The organism is Ruegeria sp. CJ6 (assembly GCF_056536665.1).
In genome coordinates this window covers 180,201-203,614 of record NZ_JBQFQB010000002.1, presented here as the reverse complement: position 1 = coordinate 203,614, position 23,414 = coordinate 180,201, and the positions used below count along the sequence as shown (strand labels likewise).

14 protein-coding genes are annotated in these 23,414 nt (G+C 55.1%); 5 read left to right on the top strand and 9 right to left on the bottom strand.

Annotated features, from left to right (window positions below):
- Position 1: 1 nt before the first annotated feature.
- Complete coding sequence (locus ACR0BT_RS06655; protein WP_480762766.1) at positions 2 to 1,126, bottom strand: ABC transporter permease; 1,125 nt, start codon at positions 1,124 to 1,126, stop codon at positions 2 to 4.
- Between the two features lie 396 nt (positions 1,127 to 1,522).
- Between ACR0BT_RS06655 and aspT the strand changes: the two genes are divergently transcribed.
- From aspT to ACR0BT_RS06635, 4 genes are read left to right on the top strand one after another with little or no spacing between them, the layout of a single operon-like run.
- Positions 1,523 to 3,208, top strand: coding sequence for an aspartate-alanine antiporter (gene aspT / locus ACR0BT_RS06650; protein ID WP_480762765.1), 1,686 nt, complete (start codon positions 1,523 to 1,525; stop codon positions 3,206 to 3,208).
- An 18-nt stretch (positions 3,209 to 3,226) separates the two neighbouring features.
- Entirely contained in the window at positions 3,227 to 4,843 is a 1,617-nt protein-coding gene (locus ACR0BT_RS06645) for a bifunctional aspartate transaminase/aspartate 4-decarboxylase (protein WP_480762764.1), read from the top strand.
- A gap of 55 nt (positions 4,844 to 4,898) precedes the next feature.
- Positions 4,899 to 6,800 carry a PAS-domain containing protein gene (locus ACR0BT_RS06640; RefSeq protein WP_480614389.1) on the top strand — a complete coding sequence of 634 codons (1,902 nt, stop codon included), beginning with the start codon at positions 4,899 to 4,901 and terminating at the stop codon, positions 6,798 to 6,800.
- On the top strand, positions 6,801 to 7,502 hold the full coding sequence (locus tag ACR0BT_RS06635; protein ID WP_170394537.1) for a response regulator transcription factor: 702 nt from the start codon (positions 6,801 to 6,803) through the stop codon (positions 7,500 to 7,502).
- Between the two features lie 74 nt (positions 7,503 to 7,576).
- On the opposite strand, the gene ACR0BT_RS06630 is transcribed toward ACR0BT_RS06635, so the two are convergent.
- The 5 genes from ACR0BT_RS06630 to ACR0BT_RS06610 form a co-directional block, all read right to left on the bottom strand.
- Positions 7,577 to 8,887, bottom strand: a complete 1,311-nt coding sequence (locus ACR0BT_RS06630) for an HlyD family type I secretion periplasmic adaptor subunit (RefSeq protein ID WP_480762763.1) — start codon at positions 8,885 to 8,887, stop codon at positions 7,577 to 7,579.
- Positions 8,871 to 11,003, bottom strand: coding sequence for a type I secretion system permease/ATPase (locus tag ACR0BT_RS06625; RefSeq protein ID WP_480762762.1), 2,133 nt, complete (start codon positions 11,001 to 11,003; stop codon positions 8,871 to 8,873). Before ACR0BT_RS06625 ends, ACR0BT_RS06630 begins: the two co-directional genes overlap by 17 nt.
- A complete protein-coding gene (locus ACR0BT_RS06620; RefSeq protein ID WP_170608973.1) occupies positions 11,000 to 11,155 on the bottom strand; it encodes a hypothetical protein in 156 nt (51 codons plus the stop codon). The genes ACR0BT_RS06625 and ACR0BT_RS06620 overlap by 4 nt, the downstream gene beginning before the upstream one ends.
- Positions 11,156 to 11,549: 394 nt before the next feature.
- Positions 11,550 to 12,356 (bottom strand): SapC family protein, encoded by an 807-nt coding sequence (locus ACR0BT_RS06615; protein WP_480762761.1) that lies wholly within the window; start codon positions 12,354 to 12,356, stop codon positions 11,550 to 11,552.
- Between the two features lie 64 nt (positions 12,357 to 12,420).
- Positions 12,421 to 16,275, bottom strand: a complete 3,855-nt coding sequence (locus ACR0BT_RS06610; RefSeq protein ID WP_480762760.1) for an Ig-like domain-containing protein — start codon at positions 16,273 to 16,275, stop codon at positions 12,421 to 12,423.
- Positions 16,276 to 16,624: 349 nt separating this feature from the next.
- On the opposite strand from ACR0BT_RS06610, the gene ACR0BT_RS06605 reads away from it, so the two are divergent.
- Positions 16,625 to 18,538, top strand: coding sequence for a M10 family metallopeptidase C-terminal domain-containing protein (locus ACR0BT_RS06605; RefSeq protein ID WP_480762759.1), 1,914 nt, complete (start codon positions 16,625 to 16,627; stop codon positions 18,536 to 18,538).
- A gap of 20 nt (positions 18,539 to 18,558) precedes the next feature.
- Here the strand turns inward: ACR0BT_RS06605 and ACR0BT_RS06600 are convergent, their stop codons facing one another.
- From ACR0BT_RS06600 to ACR0BT_RS06590, 3 genes are all read right to left on the bottom strand, one after another.
- The gene (locus ACR0BT_RS06600) at positions 18,559 to 19,866 is read right to left on the bottom strand and encodes an HlyD family type I secretion periplasmic adaptor subunit (protein ID WP_480762758.1); all 1,308 of its coding nucleotides are present in this window, start codon (positions 19,864 to 19,866) and stop codon (positions 18,559 to 18,561) included.
- Positions 19,866 to 21,605, bottom strand: a complete 1,740-nt coding sequence (locus ACR0BT_RS06595) for a type I secretion system permease/ATPase (RefSeq protein WP_170394562.1) — start codon at positions 21,603 to 21,605, stop codon at positions 19,866 to 19,868. Before ACR0BT_RS06595 ends, ACR0BT_RS06600 begins: the two co-directional genes overlap by 1 nt.
- A gap of 360 nt (positions 21,606 to 21,965) precedes the next feature.
- A complete protein-coding gene (locus ACR0BT_RS06590) occupies positions 21,966 to 23,297 on the bottom strand; it encodes a nucleotide sugar dehydrogenase (protein WP_480762757.1) in 1,332 nt (443 codons plus the stop codon).
- Positions 23,298 to 23,414 lie beyond the last annotated feature (117 nt).

Genomic DNA, 23,414 nt, shown 5'->3' with positions numbered 1-23,414 from the left:
GTCAGATCCCCAACTCTGAGAAGAAGATCGAAAACAGGGCGTCGATGGCGATGACCATAAAGATCGATTGCACGACCGAGGCTGTCGTCCGCTGACCAACGCTTTCGGATGAACCTTTGACCTGCATAGCCTGCCAGCAGGCAATGACACCGATCACCAGTGCAAAGAACGGTGCCTTGATCATCCCGACGGCAAGCTGTGCGACGCCGGTATTTTCCTTCAACCGGGTCAGGAACATGCCGGGGCTGACACCGAGGTCGATCCAACTCATCAACGCTCCGCCGATCAGGCCAGCCATATCGGCAACAAAGCCAAGAATGGGCAACATGATCAACAGCGCCAGAACACGGGGAATGACCAGAACTTCAATCGGATCCAACCCCAGGGTGCGCATCGCATCAATCTCTTCCTGCACCTTCATCGAGCCAATCGAAGCCGTAAAAGCCGAACCGGAGCGACCAGCGACGATGATCGCTGTCAGCAGGATACCAAGCTCACGCAGGATCGAGATGGAGATCAATTCGACAACAAAGATCTCAGCCCCGAACTGTTTCAACTGCGTCGCGCCCTGAAAGGCCAGAACGACGCCGATCAGGAAACCCATCAAGGACACAATCGGCAGCGCCTTGAAGCCGACTTGCTCCATCTGTGACACCAAGGCAGCACGACGCAGTCGCCATGGCATGATCAGAGTCCGGACCAATCGATGCAGAGTAAGGCCAAGAAAGCCGATGATTGATAATGTGTCCTGCCAGGCGCCAAAAGTTTTTTGCCCAATCCGGGCAACCCAATTCACAAAGCCATACGGCGGCAGTTCTTCTCCTGTAACCTCGGGTATGTTGTGCGATACTGTTTCGATCAATGACGAATGCGCAGGGGCCAACCCTTCGAGCTGGACCTGAGCGCCCTCGCTTCCCATCCGCTGCACCAGATTGGCGACTAGCCAGGCCCCTCCAGTATCCAGCGATTCAACTTGCGACATGTCCACAATGACATCTTGGCCGTTGGGCTTTTGGGCGGCAAAACCTGCTTCGACACGATCCAACGATTGAGTGCGCAGATCTCCGGCAAGGCGGATACAAACGCCGGTTGCGCTGGTCTCGGAAATAATCGTCGGCCGTGTCATAGCGGTATGTGATGGCAAACACCGGGTCGCTGCAATGGATTTGTTCGAACCCCTCAGGATTTTGCGCCCGCGCATTGCGGTAGAGCGACAGTGAAGCCCATGGTTCCGATTCTGGAGCAGGCAGAGCGGGCGAGCCATGCGTTTCGCGTGTTTGCATTGTGGGGCAGGCTCAGTCAGGGTGTTCTGAATGAGGGCGGACAAGCAGAACTATTAATATTCAGATAATTATAGACAAATGTCCTTTGTAAGGTATCGTGAGGCCGAAGTTTTCCTGTTGCGGTTGTGTGTTCGAACAGGCGGCTTGGTCGGGCAGCAAGTGGGCCAATTGGGCGCTTCTTCACCTTGTCTCCGGCTTTTGCCTCAAATGCCTGTCAGGCGCGGATTGAGAGGTGATTGATGGTCGATTGGCTGGTGCATATTCTTCAAAACTACCCTGAATTGGCGGTGTTCCTGTCCATCGGTATCGGCTTTCTCGTTGGTCCCTGGAAACTGATGGGGTTCAGTCTGGGCACGGTCACGGCAACGTTGTTGGCGGCGGTGGTGATCGGGCAGGCCCAGATTGAAATCGACTCGGCGGTCAAATCGACTTTCTTCATCTTGTTCATCTTTGCTGTGGGCTACGGTGTCGGACCTCAGTTCATCCGCGGCCTGAAAGCAGACGGCGCGCGCGAGGTGTTCTTTGCGCTCAGCGTGCTCGCACTTTGCCTTGTAATCCCGATCATCGCAGCCAAGGTCGCGGGTCTGGAACTTGGCTATGCCGCGGGGCTTTATGCCGGATCGCAGACGATTTCAGCGGCGATCGGTGTTGCCACCGACCAAATCGGCCAGCTGGGCCTGTCGGCGGAACAGGCCAAAACCTATGCGAACCAGATTCCGATTGCCTATGCGGTGACCTATATTTACGGCACAATCGGGTCGGCCATCATTCTGGCCAAGATCGGCCCGCGTCTGATTGGCGTCGATCTGGTCGCGGCCTGCAAGGAATATGAGGCTAAGCTGGGTGGCACGACGTCGGTTGAAACCGGTGATGGCATCGTCTCGGCATATCGCGCGATCGAGGCGCGGGCCTTTGAGATCCCAGAAGGTAGCGATTTGCTAGGGCAACCGGTCAAAGATCTGATGCCCGGTATCCGCATCTATGCCGAACGCCTGAGACGTGACGGGAAGATCATAGAGGTAGATGATAACACCATATTGCAGGCCGGAGATGTTGTGATGTTCTCAGGCCGCCGCGCTGATCTGGTGGGTTTGCTTGAGACCAATCTTACAGAAGCTGACGCGCCTGATCTGCTGAGCATACCGTCGGAAAAACTGGATGTGCTGATCACCAGCAAAGAGGTTCATAACAAGACGCTTGAAGAGCTAAGCAAACTGTCGATCGCGCGGGGCATTTATGTCTCGAAACTGATGCGAAACATGCAGGATTTGCCGCTGCTACCCGGGACAGTCGTGCATCGTGGTGACATCGTCACAATTCAGGGCAGCAAGCGGCATGTCGAGGCCGCAGTTGCCCAGATTGGCTATGCCGACCGCCCGGTAGACACCACAGATCTGGCCTTTGTAGGCTGGGGGATTTTCATCGGCGGCATCATTGGAACACTGTCAGTCATGATGGGTGGTTTCCCGATCAGCCTTTCCACTACCGGAGGCGCGCTGCTGGCTGGGCTGGTGCTGGGTTGGCTGCGTACGGTGCACCCGACCTTTGGGCGCATCCCGGGTCCGGCGCTTTGGTTGATGAACACTCTGGGTCTGAACGTGTTTATCGCGGTGATAGGGATCACCGCAGGGCCGGGATTTGTCGCGGGACTGCAACAGGCCGGTATTGCGCTGCTGCTATGGGGAATCGTCGCGACTTCGCTACCAATGATCTTTGCAGTTTACGTCGGGCATTACGTGTTCAAATTCCACCCGGCCATTCTGTTTGGTGCCTGCGCAGGTGCGCGCACCACGACGGCGGCGTTGGGTATGATCCAGGAAGCCGCGCAAAGTCGCATCCCGGCGCTTGGCTACGGAATGCCGTATGCGATCGGAAATACATTATTGACCATCTTCGGGATGGTCGTTGTTTTGATCCTAAGCTGATTTGGAGAGGTTCACGTTATGGATAGAGTAACGCTGCACGATTACGAAGCACTCAGCCCGTTTCAGATCAAGGATGAGCTGATCAAACTGGCCTCGGCCGAGGCGCGTAAGGCCAATAGTGCTTTCCTGAACGCGGGGCGCGGCAATCCTAACTGGGTTGCCACCCGTCCGCGTGAGGCGTTCTTTGCCCTTGGTCAATTTGCCATAACTGAATCCAAACGTGTGATGGACCACCCCGCTGGTTTAGGCGGAATGCCGGCGCAGAAAGGTTGCCATGGACGGCTGCAGAGCTGGGCGTCTGATCATTCCGACACGCCGGGCGTCGATACGCTGCTTGAGCTCGTGGCGCATGCCATATCCGCATTTGATTTCGATGCGGACGAGTTTGTGCATGAACTGACGGATTCGATCATCGGTGATAACTATCCGGTGCCTGACCGCATCCTGAAACACAATGCCACCATTGCCCATGAATACCTGATGTGGTCCATGTGCCGAGGTCACCGGCCTGACGCTCAGTTCGATCTGTTCGCAGTCGAAGGCGGCACGGCGGCGATGTGTTATATCTTCAAGTCTCTCAAAGCCAATCGGCTGCTGAACCCGGGTGATACGATCGCGTTGTGTACACCGATCTTCACCCCCTATCTGGAAATGCCAGAGCTTGAGGATTACAGCCTTGAATCCGTCCATGTGGAAACCGACGAGGAAGACGGCTTCCAACTGACGGATGCCGCAGTGGAAAAGCTGAAAGATCCCAAGGTAAAGGCGTTCTTTCTGGTCAACCCGGGCAATCCGTCTTCGGTTGCACTAAGCACCGCATCACTGCGAAAACTGGCGGATTTGGTGGAAAACCACCGTCCCGATCTGATCGTGTTGACGGATGATGTCTACGGCACCTTTGTGCATGATTTTACCTCGGTCATGGGCCATCTGCCACGCAACACGATCGGGGTGTATTCCTATTCCAAGTACTTTGGCTGCACCGGCTGGCGTCTTGGCGTGATTGCTGTCGCGCAAGACAACATCTTCGATCTGAAACTGGCGGATCACCCGGATGAGATCAAACAGGCCCTGGACAAGCGCTATGGCACGCTTAGCCTGACACCGCGCGACATTCGCTTTATCGACCGGCTTGTGGCCGATAGCCGCGATGTGGCTTTGAACCACACGGCGGGCCTGTCGCTGCCGCAGCAGGTGATGATGACACTGTTTTCACTCAGTGAGTTGGTCGACAGCAAGAAGATCTATCAGACCGCCTGTATGGAGTTGGTTCATCGCCGTTTCAAACTGCTGACCGAAGCGATGGGCATCGAGGTGCAGGCAGGTGAGCATTACGACGCCTATTACGGCATCATCGATTTCGAATACTGGTTGCGAAAATATGTCGGTGAAGATGTCGTGGCTTGGATCAAGCAGAATGTTCATCCATTGGATATCGCGTTCAAGCTGGCCGAAGACTATGGCATCGTTTTGCTGAACGGCAGCGGATTTGATGCGCCCGGATGGTCGGCCCGTGTGTCCTTTGCCAACCTGCCGGACGAGGCTTATTCGCAGATTGGTACAGCCGTTCGATCAGTGGCACGCGGCTATGTTCAAGCCTACCGTGCCGCGAACAATTTGCCGCTGCACGGATAGGTAAATCTCCCTACACCTGCGCCTGAACTGGTGATACCCATGGGCGCAGGGGAGGATGAATTTGGACATTTCCGAACAGCGCATCAAGGCGATGACCACGGCTGGCCTGAACCTGATCGGTCAGGCGCTGTCAATTTATGACAGCCAATTGCGTCTCGTTGTCAGCAACCTGCGGTTTCAGGAAATGTTCGACCTGCCAAACGAACTTGTCGAGCCGGGGGCTCTGTTTCGCGACACAATTTATTTTCTCGCTAGCCGCGGGGAATACGGTTCGGTCGGCGATGTTGACGAGATGGTCGAGCTACGCGTTTCACAGGCCCTCGCGTTCGAGCCGCATTATATGGAGCGCACCCGGCCCAATGGTCAGGTGATCTCGGTTGAAGGTGCACCTTTGCCCAATGGGGGTTGGGTGGCCGTCTATACCGACATAACTCGCACGAAGCGGGTAGAAGATTTGCTGCGCGCCCGTTCAGAAGAACTGTCTGGCCAACTTCTGAGCCATGCCGAAGAGCTTTCTGCAACAAACCGCAAACTGGCCGCAACCATCACCGCGCTGGAAGAAGCCAAGCGTCAACTGACCGAGATCGAGGCCCGCACGCGGATGACGACCGAGATGATGCCGGCTCATATCGCGCATCTGGATGCCGATGGACGATACGATTACTCAAACCGCCGCCTCAGTTCGGTCATGCCCGGCCGTCCGTCTGACATTCTGGGCCTTCATATTTCAAAGGCTTTGGGGTCATCTGCCTATGACCGGGTAAAGCCACATCTGGAACAGGCCTATGGAGGCCAACCTTCGGTTTTCGAGTTTACCGAAGATCAGGATTCACGCCGCATTCGGGTATCATTCACCCCGGATAAAGCGGGTGGTGTTTATGTCATGTCGGTGGATATCACCGAAGAAACTCAAGCCCGTGTCGCCCTTCAGCAAACGCGGCGCAGAGCCATGGCGGCGCAGATGACAAGCGGGCTTGCCCATGACTTTTCTAATTTGCTGACCATCATTCTGGGCATGCAGGCGCGATTAGAGAGGATGAATCTGCCCGAGGAAGCCGATCAGCTAGTCACGGCTACGCAACAAACTGCCCGACGCGGGGGGCAATTGCTGAATCGCATCGCAGACATGACCGGCAATCGCACGCCTCAACCTCAGGCGACGGATATGCGCGGTTTACTTGAAGATTTGCGAATCCTTGCCACCCCGTCCTTGCCGCGGGGCATGGGGTTGTCGGTGGTCAATACTCTACCCGACAAGGCGCTGATGCTAGATCCCGGCATGGTTCAGGATGCACTGCTGAACCTGGTTCTGAATGCGCGGGATGCTTGCGGCACATCGGGCCAGATCACGATCACTGCGCATGCAATCGGGACAATATGGGTTGAGATCACGGTGTCGGACACTGGCCCGGGGTTTACCGGGGAAGCATTAAAGAAAGCGTTAAACCCATTCTTTTCCACCAAAGGCAGCGATGGCTCGGGGTTGGGACTTCCAATGGTCTACGACACGGTAAAGCTGGCGGGCGGTGACCTTAATTTGCGCAACACGCCTTCTGGTGCTTCGGTCGTGATACGTTTGCCCTACCGTCCTGCCCCGTCCGCGCAAGCGGGTCTCGTTTTGTTGGTTGAAGACAGCGATGACCTGCGCAGTCAGTTCCGGGACATGCTGGTCGATTTGGGGTGTTCGGTGATCGAGGCAAGCTCGGTCGATGAAGCTTTGACCTTGACGTCGGAAATCGGTGATATCGCGCTGGTTCTATCAGATATTAAGCTGGAGGGCGAAGGCACTGGGATCGACATTGTCGACCGCCTGAATGGTGCGTTGCCCTGTATACTGATGACGTCGCTGCCGCTAAATGACCCGCTACATCATCAGGCATTGACCCGTGCACCCGTCCTAAGCAAACCATTCACATCGTCGCAATTGTCGGCGTTGATCCGAACCGAGGCCGCCTGAATGACACAACCTTTGGTGACCATTCTCGATGACGAACCTGAAATCCGCCGTATCCTAACGGAAGCGCTGGAAGATGCCGGGTTTCAAACTCAGAGCTTTTCACGTGCCCGTGAATTTGAAGCTTCGCTGAAAAGGGTCACTCCGGATCTGTGTTTGGTGGATTTATCATTGCCGGATACCGACGGTCTTGCACTTGTGCACAAACTTGCGCTTGAGCAAGGTGCTGCCGTCATCATCATTTCAGGCCGCGCTCAGGTACAGGACCGGGTAACGGGATTGGAGCTTGGCGCAGATGATTACATCACCAAACCATTTGATCCAGCCGAAGTAATTGCTCGGGTCCGCGCCCGGCTACGCTCTACTGGACCAGCAACGCCGAATTCAGACATAGCCGAATTCAATGGTTGGACCGCACAGTTTGATCGATATGTCTTGATCAATGCCGATGGCGTCGAGACACCTTTCAGCCACGCCGAAGGTGAGGTTCTGCGATTGTTTCTTGAAAGTCCCAAACGCCTGATCAGCCGCGCGCGCATGCAGGACATGTTGGGTGGCGGGGCAGGTGACAGCTTTGACCGCGCTATGGATGTTCGGATTTCCCGCTTGCGAACGAAGCTGGGCGAAGATCCCAAAAACCCGCGCCTTATTAAAACGATATATGGTGCGGGATATATCTTTCTTGGTGACGTGACCTGGTCTTAGTCGTCGGTCCCCCCCGACGCCTAAGATGTCTATCGGCTGGCGCTTTGCTATCTGCTGCCCATCTGTCGTTTTCTTCAATCGCGCAGCGCCTCGTCTTTTATCTTCAGAACAGGTTGGATCAGATAATCCAGAACTGACTTTCGCCCCGACAGAATATCGACCTGAGCGATCATTCCTGGGATGATTTCAACCGCTGTACCACCCGCACCCAACATCGTGTCTGAAGTCTGAATTTCGACGACGAAAACCTCTTCTTCACTTCGTTCCGAGCGAGTGATGGTGTCGGCACCGATTCGAACGATCTCACCATCCAGACTGCCGTACCGCGAAAAATCGTAGGCCGTGATCTTGATTTTGACCTTTTGCTCTGGGTGCAGGAAGGCGATGTCCTTGGGCCGGACATAGGCTTCCACCAACAATCTGTCGTCCAACGGAACAATCTCAATCAGTTCCTCACCGCTTCGGGCCATCCCGCCGATCGTCGTCCGGTGAATCCGGTTTACGACACCCCGTACGGGGGCCCGGATCTGCGCGCGAGACGCACGGTCACGCAAAGAGGGTAGGGCAGGTTGCAAGGCGGCAAGCTCTGCCGAAACCAAAGCCAGATCAGTTAGTGCGGCACTACGAAACCGACTGCGCGTCGCGCGGACCTTGTCATCCACTTCATCCAGCCCAGCCTTCAACCGGTTGATCATCGCCTCTGCTCTGACCTTGCGGCCTTTCCATTCCGCCTCGCTACGGCGCAGGGCCAAAAGGGTTGTTGCCGGTTCCATCTTCTGTTCGACCAATGGCACCATCATTGCGCGCTCATCGGCCAACACATTCAGGGTCTCGGTTGACGTGACCTGGTCAACCAATCCCTCTTCGTACTCGCGTTGCCGCTGTTCGCGCTGTCGAGAGAGAATTGCAATCTCAGCTTCAAGTTCTGCTTGCCGACCGTGGTACAGCGCAGTCTCTGACCGCACGACATCTGGCGCGCCAGTCAGAAGATCGTCGTCGAACTCAAGCTCAGCCCCATCGATTTCGGCACGTAGACGTTGTGCGCGGGCCATCAAACCAAAGGCACGCTGTTGCTCTTGGCTCAACTCTCGTTCGATCTGAGTAGTATTCAGCTCCATCAGCAATGTACCAGCCTCAACCACCAGACCCTCGCGCACGTGAACGGACCGCAAAACACCGGGTTCGGTCGCTTCGATCACCTGAATATCGCCGGATGGCACGATACGCCCATCTGCCCTCACGACATCGTCGAGTTCAGTTAAATGAGCCCAGGCGACGGCGCTTATCAAACAACTGAGTATCAGGAGCAGCAGCAATGATCCCCGCAGCGGTGACCCTCCACGCATTTCACGGGCGAGGCTTTCCAGATCAGGATGCCGCGACATTCAGATGCCTCCCGGGTTTGCAAACTGTCTGCGTCAGGATGTTTTTGGGTCCATCCATCGCAATTTTGCCATCCTCAATCACTATGACCCGATCAACCAGTTCCAGCAGGCTGGTTCGGTGCGTCACGATGATCATCGTGGTATCTGGCGTGGTCTTTTTAAGGCGGCGTATAATTTCGGATTCGGATTTGACGTCCATCGCGCTCGTAGGCTCATCCAGCAGCAGGACAGGAGGATGCCCGATAAGCGCCCGGGCCAATGCAATCGCCTGCCTTTGACCACCTGACAATCCTTCTCCTCGTTCGGCTACAGGCTGATCATAGCCCCGTGGGTGCCGCGCGATAAAATCTTCGACACCTGCAATGCGCCCTGCACGGATCAGTTCATCATCACGCGGTCGCACCGACCCGCTGGCAATGTTTTCCCGGACGGTACCGGAAAACAGCCAGATGTCTTGCAAGACTGAACCAATATTTCGCCGCAAGTCGCCGGGATCAATCTGGCGAATGTCCAGCCCGTCCAACATCACCGAGCCCACGCGCGGTTGGTAGAGGCCCAACAGCAGTCGCGCAATCGTACTCTTGCCCGACCCAATCTGGCCCAGGACAGCGACTTTTTCACCGGGTTCGATTGTAAATGAAACACCTTTCATCGCGTCTTCCGTTTGATCAGGATATGCGAAATGAACATTGTTAAACGTTATCCGCCCGGAAAACTCGGATCTGCTGATCCAAGATTTGCCTTCAGGCCGCTCGTTGCTCGCCTGCATTAACGTGTCCAGATTGCGGTAGGCACTGCGTGCCTGATTGACACGTGTCAGGGTTTGCGCCAATTGTCCCAGCGGTGCCAGGGCACGGCCGGTCAGCATCACCGACGCAACAAGTGCCCCCATGCTCGTCTGGCCATCCGTGATCAGAAATACACCATAAAAGACGATAAGAACTTGCGCGGCCTGCTGAGTAAATCCAGTTAGGTTCAGGGCAAATTGAGTAACGGCCCTGCTGCGTGATCCGTAGTTTGACTGGCGTGCAATTGCACCTTCCCACCGCATTCGCATCTGCCGACTGGCGGCGGTTGTCTTGATGGTTTCCAAGCCTGATACAGCCTCAACCAGAACAGATTGCTTGGATTGTCCGTCTGCAAAACTTTGTTCAGCAAGACGCGACAGGATCGGTTGAACAGCCAGTCCGCTGAGAAGAACGACTGGTACAGCGAGTGCCGGAACAAGCGCCAGCGGGCCGCCCACCATATAGATCGCGAATATGAATACCGCGATGAATGGCAAGTCTACGACAGCGACGAGTGTGGCAGAAGTAAAGAATTCACGCAAAGTTTCGAATTCGCGGATGGTACTGGCCATTGCACCCGTTGAGCCCGTTCGGGACGACATGCGAATATTCAGCACCTGGTCAAATACTCGCCGTCCCATGGACATGTCAGCATTCTGGCCGGCGCGATCTATGAACCCCGCGCGAAGGAGCTTCAGCGCGAAGTCAAAAAGAAGCGCCAGCCCCACGCCAAGCGTCAAAGCAATCAGCGACTCGGTCGCCTCGTTGGGCAAGACCCGGTCGTAGACGATCATGATAAAGACTGAGGTCGTAAGTCCCAGAACGTTTGCCATCGCCGCAGCCAGCGCCACCTGAACGTAAGACCAGCGGTTTGCGGAAAGGGCCGACCAGAACCAATGACCCCGCTGATCCGCTTGATCTGCGTTAACCTCGTCGCGGTGCAAGGGTCGAAACAACAATGCATAGCCCGTGTAGACTTCGCCCACGCCGCTTTCAGGAACCTCTCCGATACCGTCATCCAAAGCGGGGTCGTAAAGCAATAGATCGCCATTGCGCGTGCGCCCGTGGTACACAACGGCGCGATCGCCTTCCAACAACAAGATCGCAGGTGCCAGCGATGCATCAAATGCGGACAGCTTTCGCGCACCAAACCCGACCTGCAGGCCTGCTCGTTGTGCCGCGTGCATCGCATCGCGCACGGTCAACTGACCTGTATCACCAGATTGGCAGGCGTTCAGTGCTGCCACTGTCAACGGTCGCTCAAGTGTCGCCGCGACATTCAACAAGCAAGCTTCCAGTTCGGTCAGAGTTGCACGATCAACATTCATAGCGACTTATCCAGCGCGTCCATCGTGAACCCCGGAAAATCCAGAATGTGCTCGGTTCGGATCGATGAGGTGTAATTGGCCAAAGCGAAGTTCTGTTCTGCCAGAATCAGCCGTTCCTGTAGCTGCATGTCGTTGCGTTTCGTACCCGACACTCGGGATCTCGCAGTCAATACATCCATTCTAGGTTCATGACCTTCCGATACCCGCCAGTAAGGGGGCGCTTCACTACTATTGGAGTTTGTCTGAACGGGCCGCGCTATCAACCCCAATAAGGCCTGAGCCAAGAATGCACCGCTAGCGGCATTCTGGTAAGCTTGGATTGTCCTTGTTTTGGACCCACTTCGTGCCACAATCGAACTGCTCTGAAAAGCCTGTCGCACTTGTTGGTCATAAGCGTTCTTTGAAAGTTGTTTTGATCGTGCTGTTGCGCTTGCTCCGGTCGTTCCTCGCGTTAAAGATGTCTCGACATCGGCTAAGTTGGGCGTTGAGGTGCAGGCTGAAACTGACAGTAACCCCGCTGTTATGCCAAGGATTCCAAGCCCGAACTTAACCCATTGCATGGATCGCGCCCTCCTTGCATTGTCCGTGCCGAACCTCTTCAGCAAGTGCAGTCATGAATCCGCCAAAGGTGTCGTTTTGTTCTAAACTCCTCGTGCCTGATTGGCTCTGCGCACTGGACAGCCACACGCAATGCGACAGGGATACTTGATGAGCGTGAATCAACTGTAGCGCGTCGCTAGAAAGTAGGGCCAATTTATTAGACTCGGGCAATTGTTCCAGCAGAATTGGATCAACGCCCCAGTAACCCTCGGTCAAAGTGATGCCATTCTGTTCGCCCAGTGGTACAAGCAGACCCATTTCAGCGATCAAAGAGCAGACTTGGTCCGTTTTGTTTGCCGAGGCCAGGCGATTTTGCAGAAAGCGGCGCACACGGCAGAGATCCTGCGTCAAAAGTCCGTCCACTGTAAAAAATGGTTGGTCTTTAGGGTCATGTGTAACCAACCCTGAATCCTCGTCGACAAACAGACGTGACCGAGAGTCGCCCTTTTTCATAGCTTCTGCCTGGAATGGAAAGCAACGCAACGCTGAGGGCACATAAGGCGCAAGCCAGCGACCGTTTTGGTCGACGAAGGGCGGTGCCATTTCCGGGATGACTGAGAATAGTGCGACGGGAGAAAAACCTGTTTGGTTTGACAGGAACACAATCGGAAAAGATGTGGCAATTTGCGGAACTTCTGAGATGACGATGGGACAGGCGTCCATCTCTGCAACAAATTGGTATGATGTGAACCGGCGCCAGAATCGATTCCTGTGCCGTACAAGGCTAACTGGGAAAAGGCCGTTCTCTGCCATGTGATCCTCTTGTTTTGAAGAGGCGAGGCTACATTTGTGCATCGCCCCAAGCTACGAGCGCCGTTTAGGCTGAAGCGCCAGTTGGGTCAGTGATCAGGATGTTGTCGTCGGACAAACTGCTCAGATCGGAAAGGCCATCGAACTGTGCAAGCGCTTCGACCGACGCCGAATCTGGGCCAGAGTAGTCAACCTTGACCAGAATGCTGTCAGTGCCGTCCGTTGCCAGCAGATACATCTCATCACCTGATTGAGCACCATTCAGGTTTTCGGCTGCGCTAGTGATTGTATCCAGATCAAGGGCCGAAAGCGTGGTCTCCAGCCCGATGAACCCGGTGTTGGCACCAATTGTGCCGCCGGCCACCAAGGTCTCCACACCGGTCCCGTCGCCGCGAAGCGATGTGGTATTCAACCCCTGGAACATCAAGGCGTCAGAAACGCTGGCTGCTGGGCCCAGTGTGAAACCATTGATCGTATCAATGCCATTTGAAGATGAGTCAGCTTCGAAAACGATGACGTCTCGACCCGCCCCGGACACATCTATGGTGTCGTCGCCCTGGTTGCCGCGGATGACATCATCAACATCCGAGCCCGTAATGGTATCATTCCCACCGGTGCCGAGATGGAGCTGTGATGGCCCTCCGTCTGGAGTGGTCAACGTCAAGACGATGGGTTGGTTCGCGTCCTGAACTGTCATGGTAAATGTCACCACAGGCTGCGATAAATCCCCATAGCTCGTGGCCGCGCCCGCGAAACTGATTGCGGAACCTCCATTCGGGTTAGCCAGAAAGAGATTGAAGTCAGGGTTTTCTGACTCGGAGCCGCTATCGTAGGTCGCCACCGAAGGATCGAACCCCAGCTCGGCGGTAAAGGCCAGACCGCTTGAGATATCGCGATCGGAATCTGCGTAGACCTCGAACGTCACTGTCGTTCCGCTGCGACCGGCTTCAACGATGGTGTAGGCCGCCGGAACATGAGCAATTGCCTGTTCGGACACCGGATCAGGATCGGGGCCGCCTGCGACTGTCGCCTGTGCTTCGAAATCGAGGGCGTCTCCCGCTTCAATCGAGGCAAAGCTTGCAGCAGGCGCGGACAGGGTCCAGCTCCCATCGGCTGCAACTGTGGCCGAACCAAGCGAGACCGAGTTAAGCGTGAGATCGACCGCTTGTCCGGCAGACAGGCCTGCGGAACTGCCTGATACGGTCATTCCAGTGTTTTGTGCATCGATCAGCGACACGGCACTATTGGCACCCACATCATCGATGTAGAGGATAGGTTTGAAATCCGTGGCCAACATGGTTGTCGCATCGGTTGCCGGGTTTCCTGCGGCGTCTTGAACCGATGCCGTGACCGCAAAATTGCCTCCATCGGCCAAACTGGCCAAATCCGCCGAAGGAATGCTTGTGCTCCACAAGCCACCAGAAACCACCGCACTGTAGGTCTGGCTATTAAGGCTAATCGTTACAATCTGCCCGTCCTCGGCATTTGTTGTCCCCGACACATTGAGGGCTGTTCCCTGTTCAACGATATCCAGAACCGATCCAACCGAAAGCGGGTTCAATGCAATTGTTGGTGCGCTGAGGTCGGTGCTGAAACTGGTCGTCGCAGCATTCGTGTTGCCAGCCGCATCCGTGATTGAGGCGTTCACGTCATACCTTTGCCCGTCCTGCAGGCCGCTCAAGTCTGCAGCCGCAGCTGTGAATGTCCAGATGCCACCGTTTACTATGGCGATTCCGCCGGTCAGAACCGCACCTCCGGATTGGATGATCTGTACCGAAACTTGCGTACCATTGGCCGCATCAGAAGTTCCCGAGACCACCAGATCCGTTGCTTGTTCGGTCAGGTTGACTACTGCTCCATCTGACAGTGATGATATGGCGAGCGACGGGGCGGAGAAGTCCGTGTCGAAGCTGTTGGTCGCCTGTATCGCCGGATTGCCGGCGGCATCCGAGACATCCGCTGTCACGCTGATCGTGGCCCCATCGGGTAGCGCCGCCAAATCCGCCGAGGGGACACTGACCGACCACCCCCCGGTTGAGGCCTGTCCTGTGTAGGATTGGCCGTTCAGATTTACGGTGATTGTCTGACCATCTTCGGCGGATGTAGTGCCCGTAATGGTCAAGTCCGTACCACGTTCCGCAGCATTCAAAACCGCTCCGTCCGAAAAACTGTCGATACTCAGAGTTGGGGCGGTGACATCTTTGGATAAGTTGACGCTGGCTTGCGGGGCGACAAGGCCGTCGGCGTCCGTCACGTCGCCCGTGATATTGAAGTCTCCACCATCGGCAAGCGCTATGAGATCGGCGCTGGGGATTGTCACACTCCAACTGCCGCCCGAGACCGAGTCGGTATAAGTCTGCCCATCAAGGGTTACTGTTACCTGCTGCCCGTCGGTTATATTCCCTGTTGTCCCGCTTACGACCAGGTCAGATCCGGTTTCGACCGCATTCAGGATAGCCCCGACCGACAAGGGAGTGATTGCAATTGATGGGCCCGTGAGATCGACCGGAACGGATACCGATATCGGTGTTGCCGAATTGCCTGCTGTGTCGCTGACGGCAACTGAAACGGATGCGGGCACACCGGTAGTCAAACCAGACAAATCGGCATTCGGGATCGTCACTGACCAACTGCCGCCCGATACAGAACCCGTGTAATCCTGACCGTCGAATGATACATTGACCATCTGGCCGTTTTCAGCTGTGGTCGTGCCCGACAAGACAAGATCCCCAACGACATCGGCCAGATCTATTGAACCGCCACCCACTGGGTTTAGTGTCAGATCAGGCGCGGTCAGATCAGTGTCAAAACTTCCATTGGCCTGATCTGCTGGGTTCCCAGCGCGATCCGATACATCAGCCGTCACCGTGACGCTTGACCCGTCTGGCAGCGTGGTAAGATCTGAAGCGGGCACCGAAACGCTCCAGCCGCCGCCCGAAACGGTGCCACTATAGGATTGCCCACCAATCGCTACCGTTACGGTCTGCCCATTCTCGGCATCCGTTGTGCCAGAGATTTCGAGATTTGTACCTTGTTCTGCAGCATTCATTACCGCACCCGCCGAGAATGTATCGATGGTCAGGACCGGCGGAATGGTATCAACGTCGAACCTTGCGGTTTCAGCCGATAGCTCCATCCCGCTACCATCCAGATGGCGCACGGAAACATCCGAAATCCCCTGAGGCAGGGCCGCTGCCTCGGCCTGCGTTAGTGAAACGCTCCAGCTTCCGTCGTCTGCAGGAGTGACTGATTTTGTCACCGATCCGATGGTAACTTCGACAGTCGTTGTTCCTTCCGGCGCTGTTGTTTGGCTGCTGAGATTGCTCAATGCGTTTGATTGCAGCTCAGCCAGGTTCAGGCTGGGCGGTCGAGGAGGTGAGGGGGTAACGGTGGGTTCGGCGTCATTTTCATCGTCGCTGTCTCCACCGCCGCCGCCTCCGCCACCGGCAGCTGCAGCACCGGCTATTCCCAGCCCGCCCAAGGCCAGCCCCGCACCGCTTACGCCACCTGCGGTCGCTGCGGTCGCACCTGCGGCCTCTGCGGCTAAACCTAATTGTGCAATTACGCCGACGACTTCATCCGCAACCATTATGGTGCCGTTTTCCAGAATCTGTACGTTCTCGGCAGAGACAACAATCGTCCGCCCATCTGTCAGTTTCAGCTGCACGTCGCCATTCGAAAGCAGCTTTGCCACCCGAACGCCCGGAATTGACTCAGCAAACTGATGTGACGCAAGCTGTTCATCGGTGGCCTGCGCAAGAGCTGGTAATGCGAATAGTGTCGAGCCAAGGCCGCCAGCAACCCCGCGTCCTACCCATCGCTGAAGTTTTTTGTCGAACCATTTGCGGATATGGCGCGTACGTTGCGCATCGGGCCCGGCGTCCGTGGTCGATTTATTGGTCGAAACGGTATCTTTGGTCATTTTGCCCTCTCATTAGATGGACGCTGGTCGTTGCGTGATATGCTGTTTTCGGCCGATCTGGTCTGTGGTTTGATCTTCTGCGCCATTCGACCGCTGCGAAAAATTTGAGTTAATCTGGAACTGAAGTCCTTGTTTTCACCACATTTCTGTTCTGGTTCAGAACCGAACATCGTTTCATCCTGTATGTGTTGCCAGGGGTGGCAGGGGGTAACGGGCGATGATGCTTCAGTTCGAAAGAGTGGTGGCAACGGGGACCGCAGCGCTCGATTCAGGTATCGGCGATACGGCTTTAAAAACGTTTAACGGGGAAACGTATCTTTACAGCACGAGCGGATCCGGGGGAGGGCTCGTGTCTTGGCGCCTTGTGGAGGGGGCTGGCCCACAAGAACAGGACCAACAATATTTCGATGCCTCGATTGCCCATCAGGTCGGGCACAGCGGAACCCCGATTCATCTGGCGGGCAATGATCAACTGGTCCTCGACGTCGATACTGCCACAGGGCTTGTGGGTTATGAACTAAACGCGGATGGCACTATCGGTGCCTTGCAAGAAACCAATGCTTTGACGGGCGGCGGGGATATCGCTGCAGCGGTCCAGGTAACGATTGGGGCTGGCGACTTGCTTGCGCTTGCGCATGAGGACACAGGCCAGATCGGCACCTATAGTATCAATGGTGATGGATCGCTGAGCCCGGCGCATAGCATTAACGCGTCTGCCAGTACGCTTCAGACCCTGCAATCGGGGTCGAATCATTTCATTGTCGGCGCAGATGCAACCAGTGGAACAATCTCGTCATATTCGATCGATCAAGGCAGTGGCGTGCTCTCTGAGGTTGCCGGTAATGACGATATCCAGACGCTGGGCATAAGTTCTCCTACGGCGGTTGAGACAATTCAAGCCTATGGAAAGTCATGGATTGTTGTGGCCGGATCGCAAAGCAATTCGCTAAGCGTTATGGAATTGGACGCCAGCGGGCGGTTAAAGCCGACGGATCATATTCTGGACACCCTGCATACCCGGTTTGGGGCCGTACAGGATCTTTCAGTCCTTGAGGTTGATGGTCGGGTTTTCGTGGTGGCTGGGGGCGGGGATGATGGGATCACGCTGTTTACAATGACGCCGGACGGGCAGCTCATCCATATGGATAGTTTTGCAGATACTCTGGACAGTGGATTGCAAAATGTCCAAACGATCAGCGTTGCGCCTATGGGGGATGAGCTGCAGATATTTGTATCATCTCAACAGGATGCAGGGCTCACTCAGCTGAGCGTATCGATTGCCGACCTTGGAATTGTTGCCAAAGGCTTCGGAACAGTAACCGGTACCGCGCAGGACGACATGCTAAAAGGCGGTATACTGGACACTATTCTGGACGGCGGAGCAGGGGACGATATGCTGATTACGGGCACTAGTTCCACGACCATGACGGGTGGTGCTGGCGCGGACATCTTTGTGATCCGTCAAACAAGTGGCCCGACTGTGATCACGGACTTTCAGGCCGGCACCGATCGTTTGGATCTGACCGATTATCCTTTTCTGCGCACCCCAGCGCAGTTGGATTTCACTTCCACCGCTCAAGGCGCCCAAATCGCTTATCGCGACGAAACGATAGAACTTGTTTCAGCTAATGGCACCTCCCTGACAACTGAGCAGGTATTCGGCGCAGGGTTTGGTGGTCCCGATCATATTCCTGTCAATCTGGGTAGCGGGCCGGATAACAACTCATCAGACGGGGTAGCTGGTGGGTTCACGCTGAATTCGACGACTCCAAACGCAGCGTTGGGAAATACTGAAATCCGGTTCACCCCAGACGGAGGGTCTGCAATTGTTGCGCAGGCAAATGCACAAGGTGAATTTGATCTGGATCTACCAGACGGCGCGTTTCCCGGCCAATTGGACATCATTAAATCGTATTCAACGGCAAGCAGCGAGATAACAGCGCTGGATGCATTGCAGGTTTTGCGCATGTCGGTTGGACTTGATCCGACATGGGGTCCGGCAACGGCCGAAAATTACATCGCGGCCGATATCACCCGGGATGGATCGGTAAACGCGTTGGATGCACTGGCAATTCTTCAGGTTGCGGTTGGCCAGCCTTCTGCGCACAACGCTGAGTGGGTTTTTCTGGATGCAAATGCGGATCTATCCGGAATTTCACGCAGCAACGTCACCTACGAAACCGGAGCAGAGGTCACTATTGTTGATAGTGATCTGTCGGTCGACATGACCTCAATACTGCTTGGCAATATCGAGGCAGTTTGAATGAGACTGCGTGACCGGTGCTATTCTCGAAACGCGCGGTAGAAGTAATCTGCCAATGGTTTGACCAGGTAAGAAAGCGGAGTGCGTTCATCAGTTTTGATCATGGCCTCGACAGGCATACCCGGCAACAGTTCCTGGCCATTCAAACGGTCCAGTTGTCCTTCGTCAGGCACAACTTCAGCACGGTAGAAGGTAAAGCCGCTTGTCTCATCTGTGAATGAATCTGCTGAGACATTGATCACACGGCCATTCAGCTCGGGCGTGTCGCGTTGATTGAATGCGGGAAAGCGCAGGGCGACTTCCTGTCCGCGATGTAACTGATCCACATGCAACGCATCCACCCGTGCTGCGACCAACAAGGGCGTATCCTGCGGCACTACATACATCATCGGCTCACCCGGCTGGATCACAGACTGGATGGCAAAAACCTGACTGTCGTAAACTGTGCCAGCGACGGGTGCACGGATGTCTAGACGCGACAAACGCTCGGAAAGGGAAAGACGACGTTCTGCCAGTTCTACAACGCGAGACTGCACATCCCGAAGCTCGGTGATGGCTTCTTCGCGCCGCGTGGCCTGCAATTCAACAATTTGAATTTCGGTCGTAGCGATCTGGCCTGTCAGTCGCGCAACTGTGGATTCGAGGCTGCCAATTTGCCCTGTTAGATTTGCCTCTTCCCGCTGCAATGCAGAAACGCGGCTGGCCTGCGTCAGGCCGCGATCAAGCAAACCTTGCTGATCTTCGAGCTCCGTTCTGATCAATTCAACCTGAGTATTCAGTGACGTCAATTGCGCCTGCGTCCCCTCAATCTCGTTCTGGATCTGTATCTTCTGTTTCCCAAGCTGGTCGATCTGCTGGGTCAGCGTTTCCAACCTGGCGTTGAACAGACGTTGTTGGCCTTCCAACAGATCGTCGTCGATCGATTCGCGGGTTTTGAGCTCTTGCAGATTTTTCTTCAACGTATCTGCGTTCGCACCATCCCGTTCAGCCTCTAGCCGGGTCTTTCGGGCAAGTAACTCAAATAGCTGAGATTCCACGATCGTTTGTTCCGAGGCCAAAAACGTATCGTCAAGCCGCAGCATCATGTCCCCACGCGCCACTGCGTCACCGTCACGAACGAATATCTCGCCTACAACGCCACCATCGGGGTGTTCGATGACCTGACGATTGCTCTGAACTTCGATCACACCTTGCGAGATAATAGCACCGGCCAGCTCAGTGCGGACGCTCCATAATCCCAGTCCCAGGATCAAAACTGCCAGAGCCAAAAGGCCGACAAAAGCGGGCGCTTTAATACTCCAAACGGGACGTGAACTCTTGTCTGCCATTATTCACCCACCTTGTTCAGGTGCCTTTTGATAACGTTGGCGTTTTGGACCATCGTGTTCAAAACTTCATCGCGCCCACCGGATTTGACGATCTGGCCTTTCTCGACAACGACAAGATCGTCGCATTCCGAGATCGCTTGAGGCCGGTGCGTCATGATAATCGTGGATTTGCCCGCGCTCTTGAGCTCGCGGACCGCGTTGTTCAGGGCGAGGGTTCCGTCTGCATCCAGGGCCGAGTTTGGCTCATCCAGAATCAACAATACCGGATTACCATAGAGAGCGCGCGCCAATGCAATCCGCTGTTTCTGCCCACCGGAAAGCTGGCTGTCATTGCCCTCAAGGAAGGTATCGTATCCTTTCTCAAGCCCCAGAATCAGCTCATGCGCATTGGCTGTTTTCGCTGCGGCAACTACAGCTTCGGGATCAGGGGTTTGTGACATCCGGGCGATGTTTTCAGCAACCGTTCCGTTAAAGAGGGTCACTTGCTGTGGCAAATAGCCAATATGTTGCCCAAGATCATCAGGGTCGTATTGATCAAGTGTAGCGCCGGCCAAACGGATTTCCCCTGCCGCCGGTTGCCAAAGGCCCAACAACGCTTTGGCTAGGGTTGTTTTGCCAGACCCACTTTTACCAATCACACCCAGAGCTGTGCCGGGGCGCAACTCAAGTGCCGCATTCCGTAGTGTCGGTGTCTTCGCGCCCGGAGGGATCACCGTCAGGCCCTTTGCGACAAGATGTGCTTTGGGAACGGGCAGTTTGGTGCGCGACGCCTCAGGGGGCGTTGAATCAAGAAATGTGTTCAGGTTAATCCATGCCGTGCGCGCGCGTTCGATCATCGACCATTGACCCACCGCCATTTCGACCGGAGCCAAAGCGCGACCTAGAAGGATCGTGCCAGCAATCATAGCACCGGGCGTCATTTCGTTGCGCAGAACCAGCAACGCGCCAAGCGCCAGCATGGCGGATTGCAAAAACAGCCGCAGAGACTTGGTCAACGAAGTAAAGCTGCCGGTCCAGTCGCTTGCGGATATGGATTGAGAAAGCGCCTCGGTGCGTTGGTTCAACCAGCGTTTTGAGACATCTTCCTGCATGCCCTGAGATCTGACGACCTCGGCAGCTTGTCTGGCGTGTTCAGAAAATGCATTTGCTTTGGCAGAGGCGATTTGAGCATCTGCCACTTTGCGATGGGTCAACGCTTGGTTTAGTAGGGCGATAACAACCAGAAGCGTTCCGCCTGCGACGGCCAACCAGCCTAGCAACGGGTGGAACAGGAAAATTGCAGCCACAAAGATTGGAGTCCAAGGGATGTCCATTACCGCCAACAAAACGGGCGAGGCACATAATGCACGGATCGATTCTAGATCTCGCAATGCAGTCGCAGGTGCTGATCGAACCTGTGGGAACAATGCGCGTCGCATGGTCCCTTCAAACACGCGTTCATCGAGTGCTGATTGAAATCGCGCTCCGAACCGAGCCACAATTCGGCCGCGCGCATAGTCCAACATCGCCATCAGCGCATAAAGCAGCGCGACAAGCAGAAATAGCGCTGATAAAGTCTCGACCGAGCGTGACCCAAGGACCCGATCATACACTTGCAGCATGAACAGCGGTCCGGTCAGCATAAGCAGATTGACAAAAACGCTGAAAATGAAGGCAAGCGCCAGGAAACTGTTCCCCTGATTACGCACCTTTCGCAGCTCATGGCGCTGAGGCGGGGTGTTGCGGTTTTTCAAGCTCACGCGTTTTGGCCCTTGATTGCTCACAATTGGAACTCGTCAACAGCCAATCTTCCTGTACCCGAAGGCGGCCTGACATTTCCCGCAACTATATCTGCCTACCTGCACCGGAACAACGCGCGTTTCATGCGGCGCCAGTTGTTTAGGCGGTGTTCGTACCGATGAATTGATTGGAATGGCAGGAAAGTGCCGACATTTTTGCCTTGCGGGTCCAATTCTCAGCGCATTCATCCAGCGCTTAGGACACCGTCAAACCATTCAGAGTTTTGGTCCCGCGTAAGCGGTCATACGAGCGACAGCCGTTCCTAAGTACCATCCGCCAGATGTTCCGGCCCAGCTACGCAGAGCCGGTCGCAGTTTCATTTAAGCACGAACAATATTTTGCTCAGAGGTACGGTATTTACCGCGGGTGTCGATGAGGAGCTTCGCGTGTTTTTTGATCAACTCATAATCAAAGGCATCGTGATTGGTCGCCAGAATAACTGCATCCTGCTCCGACAGAACCTCAGGGGTAAGGGTCTCAGATGACAATTCGAAGAAGTGTTCCCGCATCGTGGGAAACTCGGGCACATGGGGGTCCGAGTAGCTGAGGTCTCCGCCATTGTCTCGGATCAGCTCCATCAAGCTGACAGAAGGGCTCTCACGCATGTCGTCGACATTTTTTTTGTACGCGATGCCCAAAACCATAATTTTACTGCCACGAATCGCTTTGCTGCGATCATTCAGCGCATTGGCGAGTTTGCCAAACACATATTCCGGCATCGCCGTGTTCACTTCACCGGCCAATTCGATGAAGCGTGTGTTGATGCCGTATTCACGTGCTTTCCAGGTCAGGTAAAATGGATCGATAGGGATGCAGTGCCCTCCAAGTCCCGGACCCGGATAGTAAGGCGTGAACCCGAAGGGTTTGGTCGCGGCCGCGTCGATAACCTCAAAAATATCGATCCCCATGCGGTCAGCAACGATTTTCATCTCGTTCACGAGGCCAATGTTTACCGCCCGGTGGATATTTTCCAGAAGCTTTGTCATCTCGGCAGTTTCAGTCGAGCTTACTGGTACGAGTTTATCAATTGCGTGTTCATAAAGCGCGATACCCGCTTTCAGGCAGGCGCCTGTATGCCCGCCGACAACCTTTGGGATGGTATTGGTGGTAAAATCCGGGTTGGCTGGGTCTTCCCGTTCTGGTGAGTAGACCGCAAAAATATCCTCGCCGACCTTGAGGCCGTTCTTCTCAAGCCGAGGCAAAACTTCTTCTTTGGTTGTGCCTGGATAAGTTGTGCTTTCCAGCGCAATAACCTGACCCGGACGCAAATGATCTGCTATCTGATCGCACGTGTCGGTGACAAAGCTCAGATCAGGCTCGCGATATTTGTTGAGTGGAGTTGGTACACACAACATAATGCCATCCGCCTCAGCGATGCGCGAGAAATCTGTAGTGGCCTCGAATCCACTTTTTCGCGCCTCTGCAATGCGGTCATCGTCGATATGCTCAATTGAGCTGTGACCGGAGTTTAAATTCTGCACCTTTGTGGTATCCAGGTCGAAGCCAATGACCCGGTATCCAATTTCGGTATATCTGAGGGCCAGGGGCTGTCCGACATATCCCAGTCCAACAATCCCGATCACAGCCTGCTTCGCATTAAGTTTGTGTAGCAGGTTGTCCAGTGATGTCTGTGTCATGACAAAATCGCTCATTATCTAAGTCTGCGCAGGAAAGTCAGAGGGGGCCCGAATACGAAGTCGCGTCTCTACTAGTTGCTTTGGTGGAAAAGGCAATGGGTATTTGCTTTGCAAACAGTTTTGGCCATTGTA